The organism is Rhizobium mayense (assembly GCF_030272705.1).
Classification (GTDB): Bacteria; Pseudomonadota; Alphaproteobacteria; order Rhizobiales; family Rhizobiaceae; genus Rhizobium; species Rhizobium mayense.
Map to the genome: position 1 here is coordinate 163,239 of NZ_JARFYM010000005.1, position 21,383 is coordinate 184,621.

Annotated in this window: 21 protein-coding genes; 12 read left to right on the forward strand and 9 right to left on the reverse strand. The window is 60.3% G+C overall.

Translation table 11 applies throughout. From position 1 onward, the window contains the following. The first annotated feature begins 141 nt into the window (after window positions 1–141). The 6 genes from PY649_RS09620 (at window position 142) to PY649_RS09645 (ending at window position 6,326) form a co-directional block, all read left to right on the forward strand. Complete coding sequence (locus PY649_RS09620) at window positions 142–1,167, forward strand: sugar ABC transporter substrate-binding protein (protein ID WP_285868067.1); 1,026 nt, start codon at window positions 142–144, stop codon at window positions 1,165–1,167. A gap of 179 nt (window positions 1,168–1,346) precedes the next feature. Beyond that, entirely contained in the window at window positions 1,347–2,411 is a 1,065-nt protein-coding gene (locus PY649_RS09625) for an ABC transporter permease (RefSeq protein ID WP_285868069.1), read from the forward strand. Continuing rightward, a complete protein-coding gene (locus PY649_RS09630; protein ID WP_432761341.1) occupies window positions 2,408–3,196 on the forward strand; it encodes an ATP-binding cassette domain-containing protein in 789 nt (262 codons plus the stop codon). The genes PY649_RS09625 and PY649_RS09630 overlap by 4 nt, the downstream gene beginning before the upstream one ends. Further along, window positions 3,193–3,825: a nucleoside triphosphate hydrolase gene (locus PY649_RS09635; protein ID WP_285868071.1), complete on the forward strand. Its 633-nt coding sequence runs from the start codon at window positions 3,193–3,195 to the stop codon at window positions 3,823–3,825. The genes PY649_RS09630 and PY649_RS09635 overlap by 4 nt, the downstream gene beginning before the upstream one ends. 98 nt (window positions 3,826–3,923) lie before the next feature. Continuing rightward, on the forward strand, window positions 3,924–4,964 hold the full coding sequence (gene pyrC / locus PY649_RS09640; RefSeq protein ID WP_285868072.1) for a dihydroorotase: 1,041 nt from the start codon (window positions 3,924–3,926) through the stop codon (window positions 4,962–4,964). A 183-nt stretch (window positions 4,965–5,147) separates the two neighbouring features. Further along, window positions 5,148–6,326 (forward strand): GGDEF domain-containing protein, encoded by a 1,179-nt coding sequence (locus tag PY649_RS09645; protein ID WP_285868073.1) that lies wholly within the window; start codon window positions 5,148–5,150, stop codon window positions 6,324–6,326. A 31-nt stretch (window positions 6,327–6,357) separates the two neighbouring features. On the opposite strand, the gene PY649_RS09650 is transcribed toward PY649_RS09645, so the two are convergent. Together PY649_RS09650 and PY649_RS09655 are read right to left on the reverse strand one after the other, a co-directional pair. Then, entirely contained in the window at window positions 6,358–6,837 is a 480-nt protein-coding gene (locus PY649_RS09650; protein WP_285868074.1) for an anthrone oxygenase family protein, read from the reverse strand. After that, entirely contained in the window at window positions 6,834–7,664 is an 831-nt protein-coding gene (locus PY649_RS09655; RefSeq protein ID WP_285868075.1) for an NmrA family NAD(P)-binding protein, read from the reverse strand. Before PY649_RS09655 ends, PY649_RS09650 begins: the two co-directional genes overlap by 4 nt. Window positions 7,665–7,762: 98 nt before the next feature. Here PY649_RS09655 and PY649_RS09660 point away from each other — a divergent pair, with 98 nt between their 5' ends. The 3 genes from PY649_RS09660 (at window position 7,763) to PY649_RS09670 (ending at window position 10,237) form a co-directional block, all read left to right on the forward strand. After that, on the forward strand, window positions 7,763–8,434 hold the full coding sequence (locus PY649_RS09660) for a TetR/AcrR family transcriptional regulator (RefSeq protein WP_285868076.1): 672 nt from the start codon (window positions 7,763–7,765) through the stop codon (window positions 8,432–8,434). 100 nt (window positions 8,435–8,534) lie between these two features. Further along, window positions 8,535–9,236 (forward strand): orotate phosphoribosyltransferase, encoded by a 702-nt coding sequence (locus PY649_RS09665; RefSeq protein ID WP_285868077.1) that lies wholly within the window; start codon window positions 8,535–8,537, stop codon window positions 9,234–9,236. A 74-nt stretch (window positions 9,237–9,310) separates the two neighbouring features. Then, window positions 9,311–10,237 carry a carbohydrate kinase family protein gene (locus PY649_RS09670; RefSeq protein ID WP_285868078.1) on the forward strand — a complete coding sequence of 309 codons (927 nt, stop codon included), beginning with the start codon at window positions 9,311–9,313 and terminating at the stop codon, window positions 10,235–10,237. Between the two features lie 139 nt (window positions 10,238–10,376). Here PY649_RS09670 and pgi read toward each other — a convergent pair whose 3' ends face one another. Next, entirely contained in the window at window positions 10,377–12,002 is a 1,626-nt protein-coding gene (gene pgi / locus PY649_RS09675) for a glucose-6-phosphate isomerase (protein WP_285868079.1), read from the reverse strand. Between the two features lie 173 nt (window positions 12,003–12,175). Then, complete coding sequence (locus tag PY649_RS09680) at window positions 12,176–13,873, reverse strand: long-chain-fatty-acid--CoA ligase (protein ID WP_285868080.1); 1,698 nt, start codon at window positions 13,871–13,873, stop codon at window positions 12,176–12,178. A gap of 353 nt (window positions 13,874–14,226) precedes the next feature. Here PY649_RS09680 and PY649_RS09685 point away from each other — a divergent pair, with 353 nt between their 5' ends. After that, window positions 14,227–14,622: a PRC-barrel domain-containing protein gene (locus PY649_RS09685; RefSeq protein WP_285868081.1), complete on the forward strand. Its 396-nt coding sequence runs from the start codon at window positions 14,227–14,229 to the stop codon at window positions 14,620–14,622. A 57-nt stretch (window positions 14,623–14,679) separates the two neighbouring features. Here PY649_RS09685 and PY649_RS09690 read toward each other — a convergent pair whose 3' ends face one another. From PY649_RS09690 to osmF, 5 genes are all read right to left on the reverse strand, one after another. Further along, window positions 14,680–15,075: a VOC family protein gene (locus PY649_RS09690; protein ID WP_285868082.1), complete on the reverse strand. Its 396-nt coding sequence runs from the start codon at window positions 15,073–15,075 to the stop codon at window positions 14,680–14,682. 222 nt (window positions 15,076–15,297) lie between these two features. After that, window positions 15,298–16,050: an ABC transporter permease gene (locus tag PY649_RS09695; RefSeq protein ID WP_285868083.1), complete on the reverse strand. Its 753-nt coding sequence runs from the start codon at window positions 16,048–16,050 to the stop codon at window positions 15,298–15,300. Next, window positions 16,047–16,994, reverse strand: a complete 948-nt coding sequence (locus PY649_RS09700; protein WP_285868085.1) for an ABC transporter ATP-binding protein — start codon at window positions 16,992–16,994, stop codon at window positions 16,047–16,049. The genes PY649_RS09695 and PY649_RS09700 overlap by 4 nt, the downstream gene beginning before the upstream one ends. Beyond that, the gene (locus tag PY649_RS09705; RefSeq protein ID WP_285868086.1) at window positions 16,991–18,157 is read right to left on the reverse strand and encodes an ABC transporter permease; all 1,167 of its coding nucleotides are present in this window, start codon (window positions 18,155–18,157) and stop codon (window positions 16,991–16,993) included. Before PY649_RS09705 ends, PY649_RS09700 begins: the two co-directional genes overlap by 4 nt. 127 nt (window positions 18,158–18,284) lie before the next feature. Further along, window positions 18,285–19,193, reverse strand: coding sequence for a glycine betaine ABC transporter substrate-binding protein OsmF (gene osmF, locus PY649_RS09710; RefSeq protein WP_285868087.1), 909 nt, complete (start codon window positions 19,191–19,193; stop codon window positions 18,285–18,287). Between the two features lie 455 nt (window positions 19,194–19,648). Between osmF and PY649_RS09715 the strand changes: the two genes are divergently transcribed. Both PY649_RS09715 and PY649_RS09720 read left to right on the forward strand, forming a co-directional pair. Further along, window positions 19,649–20,851 carry a LysR family transcriptional regulator gene (locus PY649_RS09715; protein ID WP_285868088.1) on the forward strand — a complete coding sequence of 401 codons (1,203 nt, stop codon included), beginning with the start codon at window positions 19,649–19,651 and terminating at the stop codon, window positions 20,849–20,851. A gap of 137 nt (window positions 20,852–20,988) precedes the next feature. Beyond that, entirely contained in the window at window positions 20,989–21,234 is a 246-nt protein-coding gene (locus PY649_RS09720; RefSeq protein WP_285868089.1) for a hypothetical protein, read from the forward strand. The last annotated feature ends 149 nt before the right edge of the window (window positions 21,235–21,383 follow it).

Here is a 21,383-nt window from a genome sequence, read left to right on the forward strand (position 1 = left end):
TTGGAGGACGTGCATATGGCCTTGGAGGCGGCTCATTCGGCGAAAAAAATCCAAGCAGACATGGCGCGTCTAAAATCCGGACTCAGTGGGGGTCCGGGGCAGCCGGGAAGTTCCCGCCAATTCAAATTTTGGGAGGATTGAATGAAGAAATCTGTTGTTTCCGCGGCACTCGCCGCTCTGGCGATCGGCGTCGTCTTTGCGGCGCCGGCCAAGGCTGCCGACGTTTCCGCTTGCCTGATTACCAAGACGGACACGAACCCCTTCTTCGTCAAGATGAAGGAAGGTGCTACCGCCAAAGCCAAGGAACTCGGCGTCACGCTGAAGGCCTATGCCGGCAAGATCGATGGTGACAGCGAAAGCCAGGTTGCTGCCGTTGAAAGCTGCATCGCCGAGGGCGCCAAGGGCATTCTGATCGCCGCCTCCGATACCAAGGGCATCGTTCCGACGATCAAGAAGGCGCGTGACGCGGGCCTCCTGGTCATCGCGCTCGACACGCCGCTGGATCCGGCCAACGCCGCCGATGCGACCTTCGCGACAGACAATCTGCTCGCCGGTAAGCTGATCGGTGAGTGGGCCAACAAGACGCTTGGCGCCAAGGCGAAGGACGCCAAGATCGGCTTCCTCGACCTGACGCCGTCGCAGCCGACCGTCGATGTCCTGCGTGACCAGGGCTTCATGATCGGCTTCGGTATCGACCCCAAGGATCCGAACAAGATCGGCGACGAGACCGATCCGCGCATCGTCGGTCATGACGTGACCAACGGCAACGAGGAAGGCGGCCGCAAGGCCATGGAAAACCTTCTGCAGAAGGACTCCAGCATCAACGTTATCCACACGATCAACGAGCCGGCCGCTATCGGTGCTTATCAGGCGCTGAAGGCCGTCGGGCTGGAAAAGCAAGTCCTGATCGTCTCGGTTGACGGCGGTTGCCCCGGCGTTAAATCGGTAAAGGATGGCGTCATCGGCGCAACCTCGCAGCAATATCCGCTGATGATGGCTGCTCTCGGCGTCGAGGCAATCAAGAAGTTCGCCGACACCGGCGAAAAGCCGAAGCCGACCGAAGGCAAGTCCTTCTTCGATACCGGCGTCTCGCTGGTGACGGACAAGCCGGTTTCCGGCCTGAAGTCGATCGATACCAAGGAAGGCACCGCGAAGTGCTGGGGCTAAGCCCAAGCCCCATCCTGGGTTCGGCGTGATCCTGTCCGAAGGCCGTTTCACATCCACTGATGCGGTTCTTCGATCTGCGATAATGCCGTCGCCACACCAATGCCGGCCGGGTTCGAGCCCCGGCCGGTTTTCAACCCCGGCGGTTTCCGCGAAGTTCGGCGCGGTTACGGAGGAAAACAATGACCGGAGCACAGGAATTCGAGCGTGTTCTCGACGGCAGCGACAAGAACGTCGCCTCGTTTGAGCACCAGGATGTCACTCTTCTCAAACGCACACAGCATTTCTTGCATTCGACGCCGGCCGCGGTGCCATTGATCGTATTGGTGATGGCAATCATCATCTTCGGCATTGCCATTGGCGGGCGCTTCTTCTCCGCCTATACGCTGACGCTCGTCCTGCAGCAGATTGCCATCGTCGGTATTCTCGGCGCGGCGCAGACTCTGGTCATCCTGACCGCCGGCATCGATCTGTCGATCGGTGTGATCATGGTCATTTCCGCCGTCATCATGGGCAATTGCGCCATAACCTATGGCATGCCGACGCCGATTGCCATTCTTGCCGGCATGGCTGCGGGCGGTGTTTGCGGGCTGCTCAACGGTTTCCTCGTCGCCAACATGAAGCTACCGCCGTTCATCGTGACGCTTGGCACCTGGAACATCGTCATGGCGACGAATTTCATCTATTCCGCCAATGAAACCATCCGCGACACCGATGTCGACGAACAGGCGCCGCTCCTGCATTTCTTCGCAATCAGCTTCCGGCTTGGCGGCGCGGTGCTGACGCTTGGTGTCATCGCCATGGTGCTCCTGGTGGTTGGTCTATGGTATGTTCTCAATCACACGGCCTGGGGCCGGCATGTTTATGCTGTCGGCGACGATCCGGAAGCGGCAAAATTGTCTGGTATCCAGACCAAGAAGGTGCTGCTCGCCGTCTACGGCGTTTCGGGACTGATCGCGGCGTTTGCCGCTTGGGTCTCGATCGGCCGCAACGGCTCGATCTCGCCATCCTCGGCTGTAACTGATTTCAATCTTCAGGCGATTACCGCGACTGTGATCGGCGGCATCTCGCTCTTCGGCGGCCGCGGCTCGATCCTCGGTACGCTGTTCGGCGCGATGATCGTCGGCGTGGTGTCCATGGGTCTCAACATGCTCGGAGCCGATCCGCAGTGGAAGGTTCTTTTGACGGGCGTGCTGATCATCGGCGCCGTCGCGATCGATCAATGGATCAGAAAGGTGTCGGCATGACCACGACTGGCGAACCTCTTCTCACGGCGCGCGGCCTCGTCAAGCGTTACGGACGCGTGACCGCCCTCGACAATGCCGATTTCGACCTTTACCCCGGTGAAATCCTTGCCGTCATCGGTGACAACGGCGCCGGCAAATCCTCGCTGATCAAGGCGATTTCCGGTGCGACCACGCCCGATGAAGGCGAGATCAGGCTGGAGGGAAAACCTGTCCACTTCAGGTCGCCTATGGAAGCGCGCGAGGCCGGCATCGAGACGGTCTATCAAAACCTCGCGCTGTCGCCGGCGCTCTCGATCGCGGACAATATGTTCCTCGGCCGCGAGATCCGGAAACCCGGCATCCTTGGCTCGTGGTTCCGCATGCTGGACCGGCCGGCGATGGAAAAGCGCGCCCGCGACAAGCTCACCGAACTTGGCCTAATGACGATCCAGAACATCAACCAGGCGGTGGAAACGCTTTCGGGCGGCCAGCGCCAGGGCGTGGCGGTGGCGCGCGCCGCCGCCTTCGGTTCCAAGGTTGTCATCATGGACGAGCCGACGGCAGCCCTCGGCGTCAAAGAAAGCCGCAAGGTGCTGGAGCTCATCCTTGACGTGCGCACCCGCGGCTTGCCGATCGTGTTGATTTCGCACAATATGCCGCATGTCTTCGAGGTGGCGGACCGCATTCATATCCATCGCCTCGGGCGTCGTCTGACCGTAATCAACCCCAAGGAATATTCTATGTCCGATGCCGTTGCCTTCATGACCGGCGCCAAGGCACCACCGGCGGAGACTGTCGCCGCATGACATCTGCGACTGAGGCACTTGCCAATGATATTGTTGCGCGTGCCGGCAATGCCAAACGGTTCCTGGTCGCGATCGCCGGTCCGCCCGGCGCTGGAAAATCAACCTTGGCCGAAAATTTGGCCAAGGTATTGCATGCCAAAGGCGAGAGCGTCGAGGTTCTGCCGATGGACGGCTTCCACATGGACAATGCCGTGCTGATCGAAAAGGGACTGCTGGCACGCAAGGGCGTGCCGGAAAGTTTCGACGTTCGGGCGTTCATCGATATCGTCAAGGCGGTGCGTGCAGCCGATCAAGAGGTATTGGTGCCGGTCTTCGATCGTTCGCGCGAGATCGCCATCGCATCGGCCCGCATTGTGTCGCCCGATCATCGCTTCATTATCGTCGAGGGACTCTACCTGCTGTTCAGCGAAGGCAAGTGGGCGGAGCTAGAGGGCATTTTCGATTATACGATCATGCTGGCGCCGCCGATTGAGGTGCTGGAGGAGCGGCTGTGGCAGCGTTGGCGTGGCTATAATCTCACTGAGGAGGCGGCGAGCGCCAAGGTTTACGGCAATGATTTGCCCAACGGTCGCCGCGTCCTTGAAAACCGTCGCAGGGCCGATACGACCATCGATATCCTCCAGGACTGACATCCAGCTATCATTTCCGCCCCATCTTCGATTGTTTTGCGGCATAGGATGGTGCTATCGAGGCTCGACGATACAAGACGAGTCCAGAGGTCGCTGCCATGCAAAAGCTCACCATCCGCCGCCCTGACGATTGGCATCTGCATCTGCGCGACGGCGCCATGCTGGAAGGCGTGATTGGCGATACCTCCAGGCATTTCGCCCGGGCCATCATCATGCCGAACCTGGTGCCGCCGGTCGTCACCGCGGCGGATGCGACCGCCTATCGCGAACGTATCCTGAAGGCATTGCCGGCTGGCGACCGTTTCCAGCCGCTAATGACGCTTTATCTTACTGAGCATACCGATCCCGACGATGTCGAGGAGGGCAAGAGAAGCGGCCTCATCACCGCCGTCAAGCTCTATCCCGCCGGTGCGACGACCAATTCCCATGGCGGCGTGCGGCACATGGAGAAGGCGATGCCGGTGCTGGAGCGCATGGCCAAGATCGGCCTGCCGCTCTGCGTGCATGGCGAGGTGACGACGCCGGATGTGGATATTTTCGACCGCGAGGCCGTTTTCATTGAAAGCGTGCTCGATCCGCTACGTCGGCGCCTGCCGGAACTGAAAGTCACCATGGAGCATGTGACGACCTCGGACGGTATCGATTACATCAAGTCGGCAAACGCCAATCTCGCCGGTTCGATCACCACGCATCATCTGATCATTAACCGCAATGCTATCCTCGTCGGCGGTATTCGGCCCCATTATTACTGCCTGCCGGTCGCCAAGCGCGAAAGCCATCGCCTGGCGCTGCGCGCTGCCGCCACCAGCGGCGACGCCAGGTTTTTCCTCGGCACGGATTCCGCGCCGCATGTCGATCCGCTGAAGGAATGCGCCTGCGGCTGCGCCGGCATCTACACATCGATCAATACCATGAGCTGCCTGGCGCACGTCTTCGAACAGGAAGGCGCTCTCGACAAGCTCGAAGCCTTCGCCTCGCTGAACGGCCCAGCCTGGTATGGCCTGCCGGCGAATGAGGACCGGATTACGCTGCTTCGCCGCGCTGAATCGGTGACCTTTCCCGACAAGATCGAAACCGGGGCAGGCTCCGTTACCGTATTCGACCCGATGTTCCCCTTGCATTGGGACGTCGAGATCTGAGCCAAGCGAATTAGTACTTCAATAAATAGCCTTTTTGTTTGAAAATTCCGGGGAGTAATGTTGGGGTCATATTTCATTGAAATACATGATCTTTATCGGACCCTGTAACCAATTTGATACCCCTTGAAGGATAGCTTGATGCTGATCCCCAACGGTGCGGAATGAAACCGTCGAAGGAAGAGCATGGAGCTTGACTATAATTCTCTTCTGCTGGCGTTGGGCGTTTCTGCATCCTGTCTTGCGGTGACGCTGATCGGCAGTTGGTTTTCCCGCCGGCCGGAGACGTTCCTGCTGACCTGTTCGGCTGGCCTTGCGCCCATCGTTGCAGGCATTTTCGCTTATGGCGCCTATGTCGACAAGCCGCGGTTGAGCCTCGCGATCCTGACTTTCGTCCTGTTTTTCATCGGCTTTTCGACCATCTGGGCTGCGGGATACCAGTTCCGCATGCGCCGGTTCTCCAAGGCCCGTGTCCTGTTGGGAAGCTTGATCGGCATTGCCGCCTCCGTGCTCGCCATGCTCGCCGGTTATGATGGTCTTGCTTTCATCGGCGAAAACTCCGTCATCGCAGTGCTGCTCGTGCTGACGGCGCGCGAATATTGGCTGAGCCGCCAAGAGGCGCCCACGCCGCTCTATGGGATTACCGTGCTTTATACTCTGACCGCCATTTCCTTTGCGATGTGCGCGGGAGTCCTGATCTGGGACGGCAAGCTCGTGCTCGGCCACGCGCCGGACAATTGGGCCGAGGATGTCAGCCTTGCGATCTGCATCGCCGGCATGACCGGCATCGGCGCCTTGTCGCTCGCGCTGCATCAATGGCGTCAGGCGGCGCATCACCGGCTTGAGGCGATCACCGATCCGCTGACCGGCTTGCTTAATCGCCGCGCTCTGTTCGATCTTTATGGTCAACGCTCCTTCGGTCCGTCGATGGCGGTGGTCGTCTTCGATATCGACCGCTTCAAATCCGTCAACGACCAGCATGGCCATGCCGCCGGCGACCGCGTGCTGAAGTTTTTTGCCCAGGAGTTGTCGAGTGGGCTGCGGGCCTCCGATACGGTGGCCCGCCTTGGCGGCGAGGAATTCGCGCTTGTGCTCGATAACGCTTTGCCGGGCCGGGTAGAGCAGATCGCCGAGCTGGTGCGGACCGCTTTTTCTGCTCGCGAAATCGCCGTGGAAGGTAAGTCTTTCGCCTGCACGGTCAGCGCCGGCATCGCCTTCGGCACCGCAGAGGGTATCGGTTTCGACGGCGTTCTCAGCGCTGCCGACAAGGCGCTTTATTCCGCCAAGCGCAATGGTCGCAACCGCGTCGAAGTCGCGGTTCATCTGCATGCAGTCTCGCCGGACGTTTCCCGCACGGCGTCCTGACCCGTCCGCGACGGTCAACTAAAGACATCGTCTAAAAGAGAGCCCGGACGAAAGCGCAGGCAGCCAGCAGGGACGCCACCGTGCGCACATGGTTCCATCTCGTCCAATCGCTGAGATAGGTGGTCCATAATTGTGCCGCCTCCGCCGTGCGGCCATCGACCTTATCCAAGGCATCGTTCAGAGGAACATTGAAGACGATCGTCGAAAGGAAGCTGGTGACGATATAGAGCGCCGCGCCGGCAATCATCAGGATGCTGACGCCGCCCCGCCAATAGACGATGGCCATCACCGCAATGAACACCGACAGCATGAGGGTCAGGAGAAACACCGCCATGAACGGCGAGCGTAGGATCGTCGTATTGATCGACTGCATGGCTGCGATGCCCTGATCGGCGGGAAGCCTGGCGAAGGCCTGGATGATGAACGTCGAGAAGGCAAAAAAGATGCCGGCGATGAGACTGCTGCCGAGTGCGGCGGCGATGAGGGCGATATTTGTGATCGGGTAGGTCATTGCTGGATACTCCAGATGCCGGTTGCCGCGGTTTCACGGGCATAGTCGGCAAAATCCTTAGGCCTCCTGCTGAGGACCTGTCGAACGCCATCCGTGACGTTCGAATTGCGGCCATCGAGGACCTGCGTGAAAAGCTCGTGCAAGATATCGATCGTCTCCAGCGGCAGACCCGCTGCCGTCAGCCCGGCGATGAAGGCATCTACCGGGACCGTCTCATACTCCATGGTTCGGCCGGAAGCCGCCGCGATTTCCGAGACCGCCTCACGAAACGTCAGAGCACGAGGTCCCGTCAGCTCATAGGTTTGGTTGCGATGCCGAGGATTGGTGAGAACTTCGACGGCCACATCTGCAAGGTCGTCGGCATCGACGAAGGGCTCCGGCACATCGCCGACCGGCAACGCCAGCTTTCCTTGGTGGAGCTGGTCTAAAAAGGCGCCTTCGCTGAAATTTTGATTGAACCAACTGGCGCGCAGCACGGTGTAGTCCACGCCCACCGCCTTGAGTTCGTTCTCGCTGCGAACAGCACCATTTTCGCCGCGGCCGGAGAGCAGCACGATGTGCCCGACACCCGCATCAGCTGCCGTCTTCGCGAGAGCCGAAATCGCTTCGGCTGCCCAGGCGACCGCAAGATCCGGCTGGAAGGCGACATAGGCGACGGCAACGCCCGTCAGCGCTGCATGCCATGTGCCGCGGTCCTGCCAATCGAAGCTGGGTGCCGTCGAGCGCGAAGCGGCGCGGACGTCGATGCCGCGATCTTTCAGGCGCCTGGCGACACGGCCGCCGGTTTTCCCCAATCCCCCGATGATGGCGACACTCGAGATCTGCATGTCAGCTCCTCCTGCTCAAAATGTGATAAATACTCTCATTTGCGAAATGTGATAAACTCTCTTATATCGTCTGTCAAGAATGTGGGACGAGTCGCGACATGGCGCAGGAACCGATTGTGAAACGCCGGCGCAGCAAGGAGGAGGCAGGCACACCCCGCCGGATCCCGAGCCAGCAGCGCGGCCGCGAGCGCGTCGAGCGGATATTGTCCGTTGCGATGGAATTGATCGAAAAGAACGGCAGCGATGCGTTGCGAATGGGCGAGATCGTCGAAAAGGCCGGCGTATCCTTCGGTTCGCTCTATCAATATTTTCCCGACAAGACCGCCATCATCCGCGTCCTGGCCGAACGCTTCAACGAGCAAGGGCGGCAATGTGTGGAAAGCGAACTGGCGCGTGTGAAAAGCGCCGCTGATCTCCACGGCGTGCTCGGCAGCATCATCGATGGTTACTATGCGATGTTTTGCGAAGAGCCGGTCATGCGCGATATCTGGCACGCGACGCAGGCGGACAAGCTTCTTCAGGAGATCGATGCCGAGGATATGGAATGGCATTCCCAGGCATTTCTGGCAGTACTCCATCGTCTCTGGCCGGAGCGAGATTCCGCAGACCTGGCGCGGATCGCACGTTTGACCATGCAACTGGTCGCAGCCGCCGTCCGCTACGCGATTTCGATTGAGAAGGGGGAGGGCGACAAGGCTATCGCCCTGTTCAAGGCAATGCTGCCCGCCGATATAGGCTCTGTTTCAGAGAAGCCGCGATTGATGAAATAGAAGCCTCGTGTAGGGCGCATAAAACCCTCGATCCGTCTGGAAACCTCGGCCGCTTGCTGCTATTGCCGCAGGAATGTCCTAAGAGCGAAGGAGGCTCCGCATGACCACCCAAATGACATTTTCCGATCGCGCCGTCATGGCCGAACTGGTGGCGAAGATGCTTTGGGAGATCAAGGCGGTACATTTCAGCGCCGATAAGCCCTACAAGTTCGCCTCGGGCATGGCGAGCCCGGTCTATATCGACTGCCGCAAGCTGATTTCCTACCCGCGCGTCCGGTCGACGGTAATGGATTTCGCCGCCAGCATCGTGATGCGCGATGCCGGTTTCGAGCAGTTCGATTGCATCGCCGGCGGCGAGACGGCGGGCATCCCCTTCGCCGCCTTCCTCGCCGAGCGGCTCGACCTGCCGATGATCTATGTTCGCAAGCAGCCGAAGGGCCATGGCCGCAACGCGCAGATCGAGGGTCATATGCCCGATGGTGCCCGCGTGCTGGTCATCGAGGATCTGACGACGGCAGGCGGCAGCATGTTCACCTTCATCGATGCCGTCCGGGCCGCCGGCGGCATCGTCGAGCACGGCATCGCGCTGTTTTACTATGGCATCTTCCCCGAGGCGGAGGAACGGTTTGCCAACGGCAAGGTTCGGCTGCATCATATAGCCACGTGGCGCGACGTGCTCGCTGTTGCCAAGACGCAGAAGCTGTTCGACGACAAGACGCTCGAGGAAGTCGAGGCATTCCTCAATGCGCCGCTCGCCTGGTCCGGCCGGAACGGCGGCGTATCGGAACTGGCAACAAAGTGACGCTTTGCTTTTGCCGCAAATTTATCTAATCGATTTATAGAACTAGACCGACAGACGCTCTCCAGGAGGCCGGAATGATATTGTGCTGTGGCGAAGCTTTGATCGACATGCTGCCTCGGGATACGACGCTGGGCGAAAAGGCCTTTGCGCCCTATGCCGGCGGCGCGATCTTCAACACCGCGATCGCGCTTGGCCGCCTCGGCGTTCCCACTGGCTTCTTCACCGGCATTGCCGACGACATGATGGGCGATATCCTGCGCGAGACGCTGTCGGCCGCCAAGGTGGATTACAGCTATTGTGCCATCGCTCCCCGTCCGAGCACGATCGCTTTCGTCAAGCTCGTCAATGGTCAGGCGACCTATGCCTTCTATGACGAAGGCTCCGCCGGCCGCATGATCACCGAGGCCGATCTCCCGACATTGGGGGACGACTGCGAAGCCTTGCATTTTGGCGCCATCAGCCTCATCCCGGACCCTTGCGGCGCGACCTACGAAGCGCTGATGAAGCGCGAGCACCAAAGCCGCGTCATCTCGCTCGATCCGAACATCCGGCCCGGCTTCATCAAGGACAAGGCCGCGCATATGGGCCGCATCAGCCGCATGGCTGCCATGTCCGATATCCTGAAATTCTCGGACGAAGACCTGGAATGGTTCGGCATCCCCGGAAACCATGATGAACTCGCTGCCCACTGGCTGAACCAGGGCGCCAAGCTGATCGTTGTCACCAAGGGCGCCGAGGGCGCGACGGGTTATACTAAGTCGTTGAAAGTCACGGTCCCGAGCGAACGCGTTACCGTCATCGATACCGTAGGGGCAGGCGACACTTTTGACGCCGGTATCCTGGCGTCACTGAAGATGAACGATCTGCTCACCAAGGCGCAGGTGGCTTCGCTGGACGAGAAGGCGCTGCGGGATGCGCTGGCTTTGGGCGCCAAGGCCGCGGCTGTTACGGTTTCCCGCGCAGGTGCCAACCCGCCCTGGGCGCACGAGATCGGGCTGTAATTTAACCCTCCCCTTGAGGGGAGGGTCGGTACCCAGTGCCGGGGTGGGTGATCCTTTAGGCGTTCAGACGCGGAGAGCCTCGTCACCCCCTCCCGCCGCTTTGCGGCGACCTCCCGCCTCAAGGGGAGGTGAATGCGCCTTACTTCGCCCGACTTGCCAGCGCAGCCACCAGGCCCTGCGTCGAGGAATCGTGGCTGGCAGCGCTTTCCTTGCCTTCGATGACCGGCAGCAGGCCGGTTGCCAGTTCCTTGCCGAGCTCGACGCCCCACTGGTCGAAGGAGTTGATGCGGAATAGCACGCCCTCGACGAAGACGCGGTGCTCATAGAGAGCGATCAGGCGGCCGAGCGCATAGGGCGTCAGCTTGTCGTAGACGAAGGTGATCGACGGGCGGTTGCCGGTGAAGACGCGATGTGGCGCGATGAAATCGGCCTTCTTGTCGTCCATGCCCTTGGCGGTGAGCTGACCCTTGGCCTCCGCGAAGGTGCGGCCTTTCATCAGGGCTTCCGACTGTGCCACGCAGTTGGCCATCAGCAACTGATGCTGGTGGCGCAGGTCCGGCTCGAAGGCATTGGCGGCGATCATGAATTCGGCCGGGATGATGCTCGTGCCCTGGTGGATCAGCTGGTAGAAGGCGTGCTGGCCGTTGGTGCCGGGTTCGCCCCAGACGACCGGGCCGGAATTGCCCTCGACCGGCGTGCCGTCGATGGTGACGCCCTTGCCGTTCGATTCCATGTCGAGCTGCTGCAGATAGGCCGGGAAGCGCGACAGGCGCTGGTCATAGGGCAGGATGGCGCGGGTCGTGTAGCCCAGCACGTTGCGGTGATAGAAGCCGATGAGGCCGAGCAGCATCGGCAAGTTTTCTTTGAACGGCGCCTTGCGGAAATGGTTGTCCATCGCATGCGCGCCATCGAGGAATTTGCCGAAATTCTCCGGACCCACGGCGATCATCAGCGGCAGGCCGATGGCCGACCAGATCGAGTAGCGGCCGCCGACCCAATCCCAGAAGCCGAAGACGCGCTCGCTATCGATGCCGAAGGCGGCGACTTTGTCGAGCGCTGTCGAAACGGCGGCGAAGTGATGCTGAACGGCAGCTTCGCCGAGCGCCTTGGCGATGAAGTTGCGCGCCGTCTGGGCGTTGGTCATCGTCTCGATGGTGGTGAAGGTCTTGGACGCGACGATGAACAGCGTCGTTTCCGGCGAGACGAGCTTCAAGATGTCGGCGATATGGGCGCCGTCGATATTGGAGACAAAATGCGCGCGCGGGCCATCATGGAAGGGCGCAAGCGCCAGCGTCGCCATAACCGGGCCGAGGTCCGAGCCACCGATGCCGATATTGATGACGTCAGTGATCGCCTTGCCGGTCGCGCCTTTCAGCGTACCCGAGCGGATGCCGTCGGCAAATTTGCCCATGGCGGCCAACACGCCGTTGACGTCGGGCATCACATCCTTGCCGTCGACGAGGACAGGCGTGTTGGAACGGTTGCGTAGCGCAGTGTGCAGGACGGCGCGGTTTTCGGTGAAGTTGATGGCAACGCCCGAGAACATCTCGTCGCGCTTGGCCGCGATGCCGCCTTCGGTTGCGAGCTTCTCAAGAAGAGCAAAGATCTCGTCGTTCACCGCAGTCTTGGAATAGTCCATCAGCAGGTCGTCAAGCGAGGTGCTGAAGCGTGAAAAACGGTTGGAGTCGGCGGCGAAAGCGGCGCGGATATCGGTGGCCTTTGTGGCCGCTGCGGTGCTCTTCAGTTGTTCGACGAGGGCGTTCATGGGGGGCTCCTTGCGGTTCGCGCCACTGGCCGGCTGGCGAGGGCGGGGCAATCTGAGTTAGTCGCGGAAACTAGTCGCTTTGTAGGGCGTAAATCAAGTTCACGTGTCATCCAAAACGAAAAAAGCCGCTCGCGAAAAAGAGCGAGCGGTCTTCTGAATCGCATGGAATTATGTCAGTTGCGCAATTCCTTGCGCAGGATTTTGCCAACATTCGATTTCGGCAGTTCAGTGCGGAATTCGATGAAGCGTGGCCGCTTGTAATTGGTGAGGTTTGCGATGCAATGGGCCTTGACCTCAGCTTCGGTCAACGCCTGATCCTTCTTGACGATGAAAAGCTTGACGGCTTCGCCCGAATGCACGTCCGGCACGCCGATTGCCGCAGCTTCGAGAATACCCGGATGCATGGCGGCGACTTCCTCGATCTCGTTCGGATAGACGTTGAAGCCGGAGACCAGGATCATGTCCTTCTTGCGGTCGACGATCTTGGTGTAGCCGCGCTCGTTCATGAACCCCATGTCGCCGGTTCGGAAAAAGCCATCGGCGGTCATCACCCTGGCGGTTTCCGCCGGTTGCTTCCAATAGCCGGCCATGACCTGCGGCCCGCGAACGCAGATTTCGCCGACCTCGCCGAGCGGCAGCGAATTGCCGTCCTCGTCGCGAATGTCGAAATCGGTGCCCGTGATCGGCAGGCCGATCGTGCCAGTGAAATCCGCACTGTCGAATCGGTTGGCGCTGGCCACCGGCGAGGTTTCCGAAAGGCCATAACCCTCGGTGATCCACGAACCTGTCATCTTCTGCCAGCGCTCGGCGACCGGCCGCTGCACGGCCATGCCGCCAGCCAGCGTCCAGGTGCGGGACAGGTCGAGCTTGGCGAATTCCGCATTGTTCATCAGCGCGTTGAACAGAGTGTTGAGACCGGGAAACAGGTCGAATTTGTATTTGCCGAGCTCTTTGACGAAGGCCGGAATATCGCGCGGATTGGCGATCAGCACATTATGTCCGCCGAGCGACATGCCCATCAGCGAATTCACCGTCAGCGCGAAAATATGGTAGAGCGGCAATGCGCAGACAAAGGTCAGCCTGTCGGGCCGCGCCTTGTCGCCGTAAGCGGCTGATAACCACAGCAGCAACTGCAACTGATTGGCGAGCAGGTTGGCATGAGTGAGGATCGCGCCCTTGGCAATACCGGTCGTGCCGCCGGTATATTGCAGGAATGCGATGTCGCTGCCGGTGAGATCAACCGGCTTCAGCGGCAGCCTTGCCCCTTCGTCCAGTACGGCCATGAAACGCCGATGTCCGGGGATGGACCAGGCCGGTACCAGCTTCTTCACCTTGCGGACGATGAAGTTGACGATATGGCCCTTCAGCCCCAGCATGTCCCCGAGCGAGGTGACGATGACATGGCGCACATCGGTATGCGCCAGCACTTGCTCGACCGTGTGGGCGAAGTTTTCCAGCACGAAGATCGCCTTGGCGCCGCAATCGCGCAACTGATGTTCGAGCTCGCGCGGGGTGTAAAGCGGATTGACGTTGACGACGACGAAGCCGGCGCGAAGGATGCCGTAAACGGCGATCGGGTTCTGCAGCACATTCGGCATCATGACGGCAACGCGGTCGCCTTTTTTCAGGCCGAGACTCTGCAGCCAGGCACCGATCTTGCGCGTTTGTGCATCGAGGTCGCGATAGGTGATCGATTTGCCCATGCTGGTGAAAGCGAGCCGATCGGCATAACGCGCGCAGCTTTCCTCCAGCAATTCGGCAAGCGATGTGTGCTCCAGCTGCGGCAACTCGGCCGGCACGCCATCCGGATAGGAGGCGAGCCAGATCTTCTTGACCGCCGATCCATCCGAAGGAGCGGAAACTGAATTCATGCGTACTTCCTCCTTGACGCATCGTCACGCCCAGCCTTCGGCGCGCGGCTCTGTAGCGTGGCACTGCTTGGCTGAAAAGTCTCCCGTTTTTCGAACGCCCTGCCGCTTTGCCCTCACCTAAAGACTTATGGCAACAACGAAGCTATAATAACTTTGACGTAAACGTCAATAATCCATGGGCGTTAACCAATTTTTAATAAGTTTGAAAAAAGTACTGGAACTTTTGTGACGACAGCGCGTTAATGAAGCCGTGGGCGAAAACCCCGTCGGAGCATCGTGCTGCCTGCTCAAGTACCAGGCGGATCGGAGGCTCCAAAAGTTTATGTGAAGCGTATCCAAAAGGAGGTGCGCACATGCATAAAGAGAGTGCCGATACGATGAGCCGCGATCTCTATGTCAAGGACATGTCGATGTTGGTTGCCTGCGATCGAGTCGAGGGATCGAAGGTCTTTGGGTGCGACGGCAAGCAGATCGGTCATATCGAGCGCCTGATGATGGAAAAAAGCGATGGACGCATCGCCTTCATTATCCTGAGCTTCGGCGGCTTTTTCGGCATCGGGCAGGATCACTACCGGTTGCCGTGGGAGAAGCTGCGCTATGACGCCCGCATCGATGGCTACCGCATCAACATGACCAAGAACGACGTCGAAAAGGCTTGTCGTTTCGCTGGCAAGGACGACACCCTCGTCCATAAGGATCATGGCCACAAGAGCCACGACTATTTCGGCGTGCCACCCTACTGGATGTAGGCACAAAAATAGTCAGCCGGACTGCCCCGCTTGCGCGGGGCTTTGGTTGTGCTGCTTTTATTGAAACCGTCCGTTCCTTTGCACCACTTCGATCTTGTAGCCATCAGGATCGGTGACGAAGAAGAAGAGGGCGAACAATCTTCCATCGCGATTGAGCTCGATGACCTTGCCGGGATTCAGACCGAGCTCGGTGAAGCGCGCGTGCTCGTCCCGAAGTTCGTTGACGGATACAGCGAGGTGGCCATAGCCGTCACCGAGCGCATAGGGCTCGATTCGGTCCTGATTGACGGTCAGTTCCAGTTCAAAACCGGTCTCGGGATTGCTGAGATAGATCAGCGTAAATGTCGGGAAGGCGATGCGGTCGGCGACCGTTAGCCCGAAAGCCTTGCTGTAGAAATCGACCGAGCGCGCTTCATCGAGGACTCGGATCATCGAATGGATCATTTTCGCCATATACGCACCTCCCTGGCGCCAAGTGTGGTCTCCGATGTGAAGCATGAACCCCAAAAAAACTGCGAAGCGATTTTCGGACAAGATCGCGCACGCAAGCCGTCAGAGCCATGCCGCCTAGAACGCCTTGCTTCACTTGAACGCACAAAGGTTGTTCTAGTCTTTTGAAACTAGAGCATCTTATCCGCTTGTGGGTGGTACCCGCGGGATGCTCTAGCCGCGGCATCAGGGCAGCGGCTGCAAGCCGATTTTGCGAGTAACGGCATGTTCGATCATCTCCATGCCGTCATAGATCAACACCGCCATCAGGCCGACGATCAAGCCGCCCTGCAGGATGAAGGCAGTGTTGTCGTTGATCAGGCCGGCGATGATGACTTCGCCGAGCCCCTTCGCCGCAACGGTCGAACCGATCGTCGCCGTACCGATATTGATGACGGTGGCGATCTTCAGGCCTTCGATGATCAGCGGCAGAGCGAGCGGCAGTTCGACCTGAAACAGCCGCTGCCAGCCGTTCATGCCCATGCCGTCGGCGGCGTCGAGCACGGAAGCGGGCACCTGCTGCAGGCCGGCGACGGTATTTTCGAAAATTGGCAGAAGCGCGTATAGAAAAAGCGCAATCAGCGTCGGCACCGCGCCGAAACCGGTGGTGGAGATAGCGAGAGCCAGCACCGCGACCGGGGGAAAGGTCTGCCCGGCATTGGCGATCGCCCGCGACAAGGGCAGGAAATCGGCGCCGCTCTTGCGGGTGACGAAGATGCCGCCGAGCACGGCGAGAATACCGCTGGCGGCGATCGAGACGAGGATCAGCTCCATATGGCTGATCGCGAGGCCGACCAGGCTGTTCTGCGTATAGATCGGCGATGCCCCGAATTTGGTGAGCGGTGCCAGAATCGGTATCAGCCATTCCGGCCGGAACAGCAGCACCAGCAGCAGCGCCAGCGCCAGGAAGCGGAAGATGTTGGCGGTCAGAAATTTCATGCTTTGCGGCCCAGCTCGATCAAATGCCGCATGGAGATCGAGCCGACCGGCACGTTGCTGTCGTCTTCGACCACCGCCTCGTCGGCACCCTGCCAGATCATCTCCGCCAGCGCATCGCGCAGATTGAGTGTCTGCGGCAGGCGGTAGTTGAGCCCCGGTCGCGGCGGCTGCATGCTTTCCCTGAGCGGCAGCAGCGACATCAGCTTCAGCGCCCGGTCGGAGGTGCCGGTCAGTTGCTGCACGAAGGGATCCGCCGGTTCGGTCAGGATCTTCCCCGGTTCCGAACATTGCAGCAGCTTGCCTTCGCTCATGACGGCGATCTTGTCGCCGAGATGGAAGGCTTCGTCCATGTCATGGGTGACGAGAACGATGGTCGTGCCGAACTGCTTCTGGATGGCCAGAAGATCGTCCTGCGCCTTGCCGCGGATGACAGGATCGAGGGCACCGAAGGGCTCGTCCATCAGCAGCACTTCCGGCTCGGCCGCAAGCGCACGGGCGACGCCAACGCGCTGCTGCTGGCCGCCGGAAAGCTGGCTCGGATATTTCGACGCGAAGGTGCCGGGATCCAGATGGAAGAGATTGAGCAGTTCCTCGACACGCTGGTCGATGCGTGCCTTCTCCCAGCCGAGCAGTTGCGGCACGGTGGCGATGTTCTGCGCCACGGTGCGGTGCGGAAACAGGCCGTGGCCCTGAATGGCATAGCCGATGCCGCGGCGCAGCTCGGTCGCCGGCACGGTCGTGACATCCTGGCCGCGGAGTAAAATCCGGCCGGCAGAGATCGGCACCAACCGGTTGATCATGCGCATCAGCGTCGACTTACCGGAGCCGGAGGTGCCGACGATGACGGTGATCGTGCCCTTTTCCATGCTCATGCTGACATTGTCGACCACGGCGACACTGCCGTAGCGCTTGGTCACGCCTTTCAGCTCGATCATGGTGGTCATGCGCTTTGTCCTCGGATGCTGTCGATGACCGCATCGAGGATGACGGCCGATGAGAAGGCAAGAAAGACCGTCGGCACGGCGCCGAGCAGCACCAGGTCATTGGCTGTCTGGCCGATGCCCTGGAAGATGAAGAGACCGAAACCGCCGCCGCCAATCAGCGCCGCGACGGTGACGAGGCCGATCGCCTGCACCAGCACGATGCGAATGCCGGTCAGGATGACCGGGAAGGCGAGCGGCAAATCGATGCCGGTTAGTATCTGCCGGCGCGTCAGTCCCATGCCGGCGGCGGCATCACGCACTGAGGGATCGACGCCGGCGAGCCCGACGACGGTATTGGCGACGATCGGCAGCAGCGAATAGATCACCAGCGCCACCAGCGCCGGCGCAGTGCCGATGCCTTGAACGCCGATCGCGGCTGCGAAAGGGACATGGGTGGCGATATAGCCGAGCGGCAGCATCAAAATGCCGAACAGGGCCAGGCTCGGAATGGTCTGCACCAGGCTCAAGCCGCGCAGCACGACGGCGCGAAGTCTCGGCTGCCAATAGCAGAAGATGCCGAGCGGCAGGGCGAGCACGATGGCGATGGCGACCGAGCCGAGCGACAGGAACACGTGGCCCAGCGCCTCGTTCCAGAATTTGTCGGCATTGTTGCCGTACTCCTTCATGATCGACAGATTGTCGAGCAGGCCCGATCTGAGGATGACGCCGAGGATCGCCGTGTAGAGGGCGAGCGATGCGACCCGAAGCCATGGCGTCAGCTGCAGCTTCACCAGCGCATCGGAAATCACCAGGCCGATGACGGCGAGCAGCACCCAGAAGCAACCACCGGGCGTGATGCGCGCCACAGCGCTGCCGGCCGGCGTGGCCGCGGTCGAGACGAGGCCGAGCGTGACGATCAGAAGGGCGATGGCGAGTGTCGCGATGCCGAGGCGGACGAGCTGGTTACGCAGGAAAAGAGCGGCAAGCGCCGTGGCGACGAGAAGAATAAGCAGCGCCAGCGCGACCGGCTGAGCGAGGAGCTGCGTCAGCAATTGCGGCTTGCCGGCGGCAATACGGTTTGCCTTGACGATGACGAACGGCATCGATGCCGCCGCCAGGAGGCCACCGGCCACCAGCACCATTCCAAGACGGTCCACCCTGCGGACCGCAAGTGCATCTTCCATCAAGCAAGCTCCGTCAGCGCATGATCTCAAAACGCGCAAAGCGGTTTTTGGCCAAGATCACGCCTCATCAAATATGACTGCGGCTCCACCTTATCAAAGCGGAGCCGCGAGGGTAGTTGGTAAAGTCTTACTTCAGGAAGCCGTTTTCCTTGAGGTAGGATTCGGCAACCGACTTGGCCGGCTCGCCATCGACCTGGATACGGCCGTTCAGCTTGCGCAGCACGTCGGCGGTCAGGCCCTTGAAGATCGGGGCCAAAACCTCTTCGATCTTCGGATTGGCCTTCAGCACAGCTTCGCGGATGATCGGCGTCGGTGCATAAACCGGCTGCACGCTCTTGTCGTCTTCGAGAACCGTCAGTTCAGCCGCCTCGATGGCGCCGTCCGTGCCGTAAACCATGGCGGTGTTGACGCCGTTGGTCTGGTCGGCCGCAGCCTTGATCGTCGCCGCGGTGTCGCCGCCGGAGAGCACGACTTCCTGGTCGGGCTTGATCTGGAAGCTGTAGGTCGCCTGGAAGGCCGGCAGAGCAGCCGGCGAGTTGACGAACTCGGAAGAGGCCGCAAGCTTTACCGGGCCGCCGCCGGCAACCCATTTGCCGAAATCGGACATGGTCTTGAGCTTGGCCGGACCGGCAACGTCGTTGCGAACGGCAATCGCCCAGGTGTTGTTGGCGGGCGAGGGCGTCAGCCAGACAATCTTGTTGGCGTCGTAGTCGAGTTTTTTCGCCTGGTCATAGCCCTGCTGCAGGTTCTTCCAGGCCGGATCGTCGGCCTTGTTGAAGAAGAAGCCGGCATTGCCCGTATATTCGGCATAGATGTCGATTTCGCCGGCCGTGATCGCCTTGCGCAGAACCGGCGTCGTGCCGAGCGCGATGCGGTCCTTCGCCTTGATGCCGTTGGCATTGAGCGCGGCGAAGATGATATTGCCGAGCAGCGTGCCTTCCGTGTCGATCTTCGAGGAGACTACGACGTCGGCGGCGCTGGCGCCGTTGGCCACGAAAGCCGCCAGCGCGGCGGCGAGTGCGAGCTTCTTGAACATGGTGTTACCCTTTGTACCCCGTTGAACCGTTTGTCTCGCGTATCCGTTCGGTTCAAATCCGGTCCCCGGACACGCCATGTATAACTGCGGGCCGAAGAACCCGCATGCGAAGTCCTGTCTGCGTCTTGGAGATAGTGCTCGTCATCAAAAAATCGATGACACGCCAATCAGCCACCTGCAGTCGCAGCACAATTATGACGAGGGCGCGCGGCATAAGCGCGAAAATAGATTTCTTTTTTCGGGGGCAAGTGCGTTTGTTTTTGTTCCCCTTACCCGTTTCGCCGCCGTTCCGATCTCTTGTTGACGGCTGGATCGGTTAGGTGGCGATCGAACGATAGTCATTGGCTTTCAGGTTTGGGATATCTTTTTTTGAGAACACATCATATCGTCACGGCGTCTGAGTTGGCACGCACGCGAAGGAGGACGTATGCAGCACGCTTGAAAGGTAGACTGGTTTGTATCTCGGGGCACTGTTCATCGCCGATACGGTTTTCTCGATCGGCTCCGTCAGGGAGACCGCGCGCAGGCTGTCTTTTTCGGCCTCGACCGTGTCGAGCGCACTGCGGCGGCTGGAGACGGAGCTGGCAATGAAGCTCGTCGAACGAGCGTCCGGAGAACTTGCCACTCTGCTCGCGAGCTCGAAGGTGCAGAAGAGCCTGCAGCCGATCCTGTCGGCCATGCGGCAGCTCTCGGCGCTGACGAAGGAACCGCCCGCGCCGGAGAACTATGCGCAATGGGCGGCTCGCCTGCCGCTGAAGATCGCCACCATCGAGCGCTTCCTTGAGGTCGCCGATCAGGGCAGCATCAACCGCGCAGCTCGCCGCCTGCGTCTCGGTCAGCCGCAGCTTTCGCTGCAGATCGCCAATCTGGAAGAATTCTTTGGCTGTCGCCTGTTCGAACGTCAGGCGCAGGGTTCGGTGCTGACCGATGCGGGACGCGACGTCTACGCCATCCTCGCCAGTATCGCCCAGGCATGGGATGAGATGAAGGCGGCAGCGGACGAGCGATTTCAGCGGACCGCGCGCGCCGTGCGCATAGGGTCGATCATCCCGACGGGTTCGGAAAGCTGGGTGGCTCGCTCGCTTGCCAGCCTCGTGGCACGCTGGAACATCAGCGGCAACCGCAACACGTTGTCCTTGATGCTGATGACCGCCGACGATCTGCGCGAGGCGCTGAGGTCCGGCCGGATCGATGTCGCCATCGTCGATTCCGTCTTCGGCCTGGATGCCTTCGAGCATATGGAACTGGTGGCGACCGACATGGTGGCGATCGCACCGCCCGGCAGCACCGAGCAGACCGTGACAGCATTGGTCGAAAACCATCCGCTCTGCGTACCTAGCCCACGCACCGGCATCGGCAACGCTGCCATGGCTTTCGGCTTTGACAGCGGCGACCGCCGCCGGTTTCGTGGTCGCGACATCACCTCGGCCGACTCGCTGCCCGTCATCGTCGATCTTGTCGCCAATCACGGCTATGTTTCGTTTCTCGGCCGGGTCAGTGCCGCCCCAATCGCTGACAAGGTCCGGATCGTCAATCCGGACCACGTGCTGCCGCTGTCCTATCACTTGGCCCACAACGGCCGCCGCGCTTCGATCGATGCCTGCCGACTGATCCAGGAGGCGGTGCGGGAACTGGTGGGCAGGTTGGAAGCCGCCTGAAGACGCGGTTCATATCGAGGTGATCTGGAACCAGCCGGCCCCAATCGCGTTACCTAACGTCACGTCCGTTCGGACGTGCGCATATTGATCCCATCCTGGCTGGATGTTTTGTCCGGCAATCAAGGAGACGAAAAGAAATGAAAATTCTGGCAACAGCGCTCGTTGCGCTGGGCGTTATCGTTTTGCCCGCAACCTATACCGAAGCCCGCGAATACCACCATCCGCATCACTTCGTTCATCACCCTCATTATTATCATCATTATTATTATCGCCATTATTATCATCGCGGTTATCACCATGCCTATGGATGGCATCACCATCGGCCAGTCCATCACCACTGGGATCGGGGTTATAGCCACAGGCAGCATTTCTCGCATAACTGATAGCGTCCGGCCATCCGGAACCATGCCTTCCCCTTGAGCGTTATCTCACTGTCCCCATTTGTGCGGGGACGGTGCCACCGGGCCGGCGCCGATGTCGCCGGCCTTGCGGATGCGTTCAAGGAGAAGAGAAATGAGGATCATCGCAACAG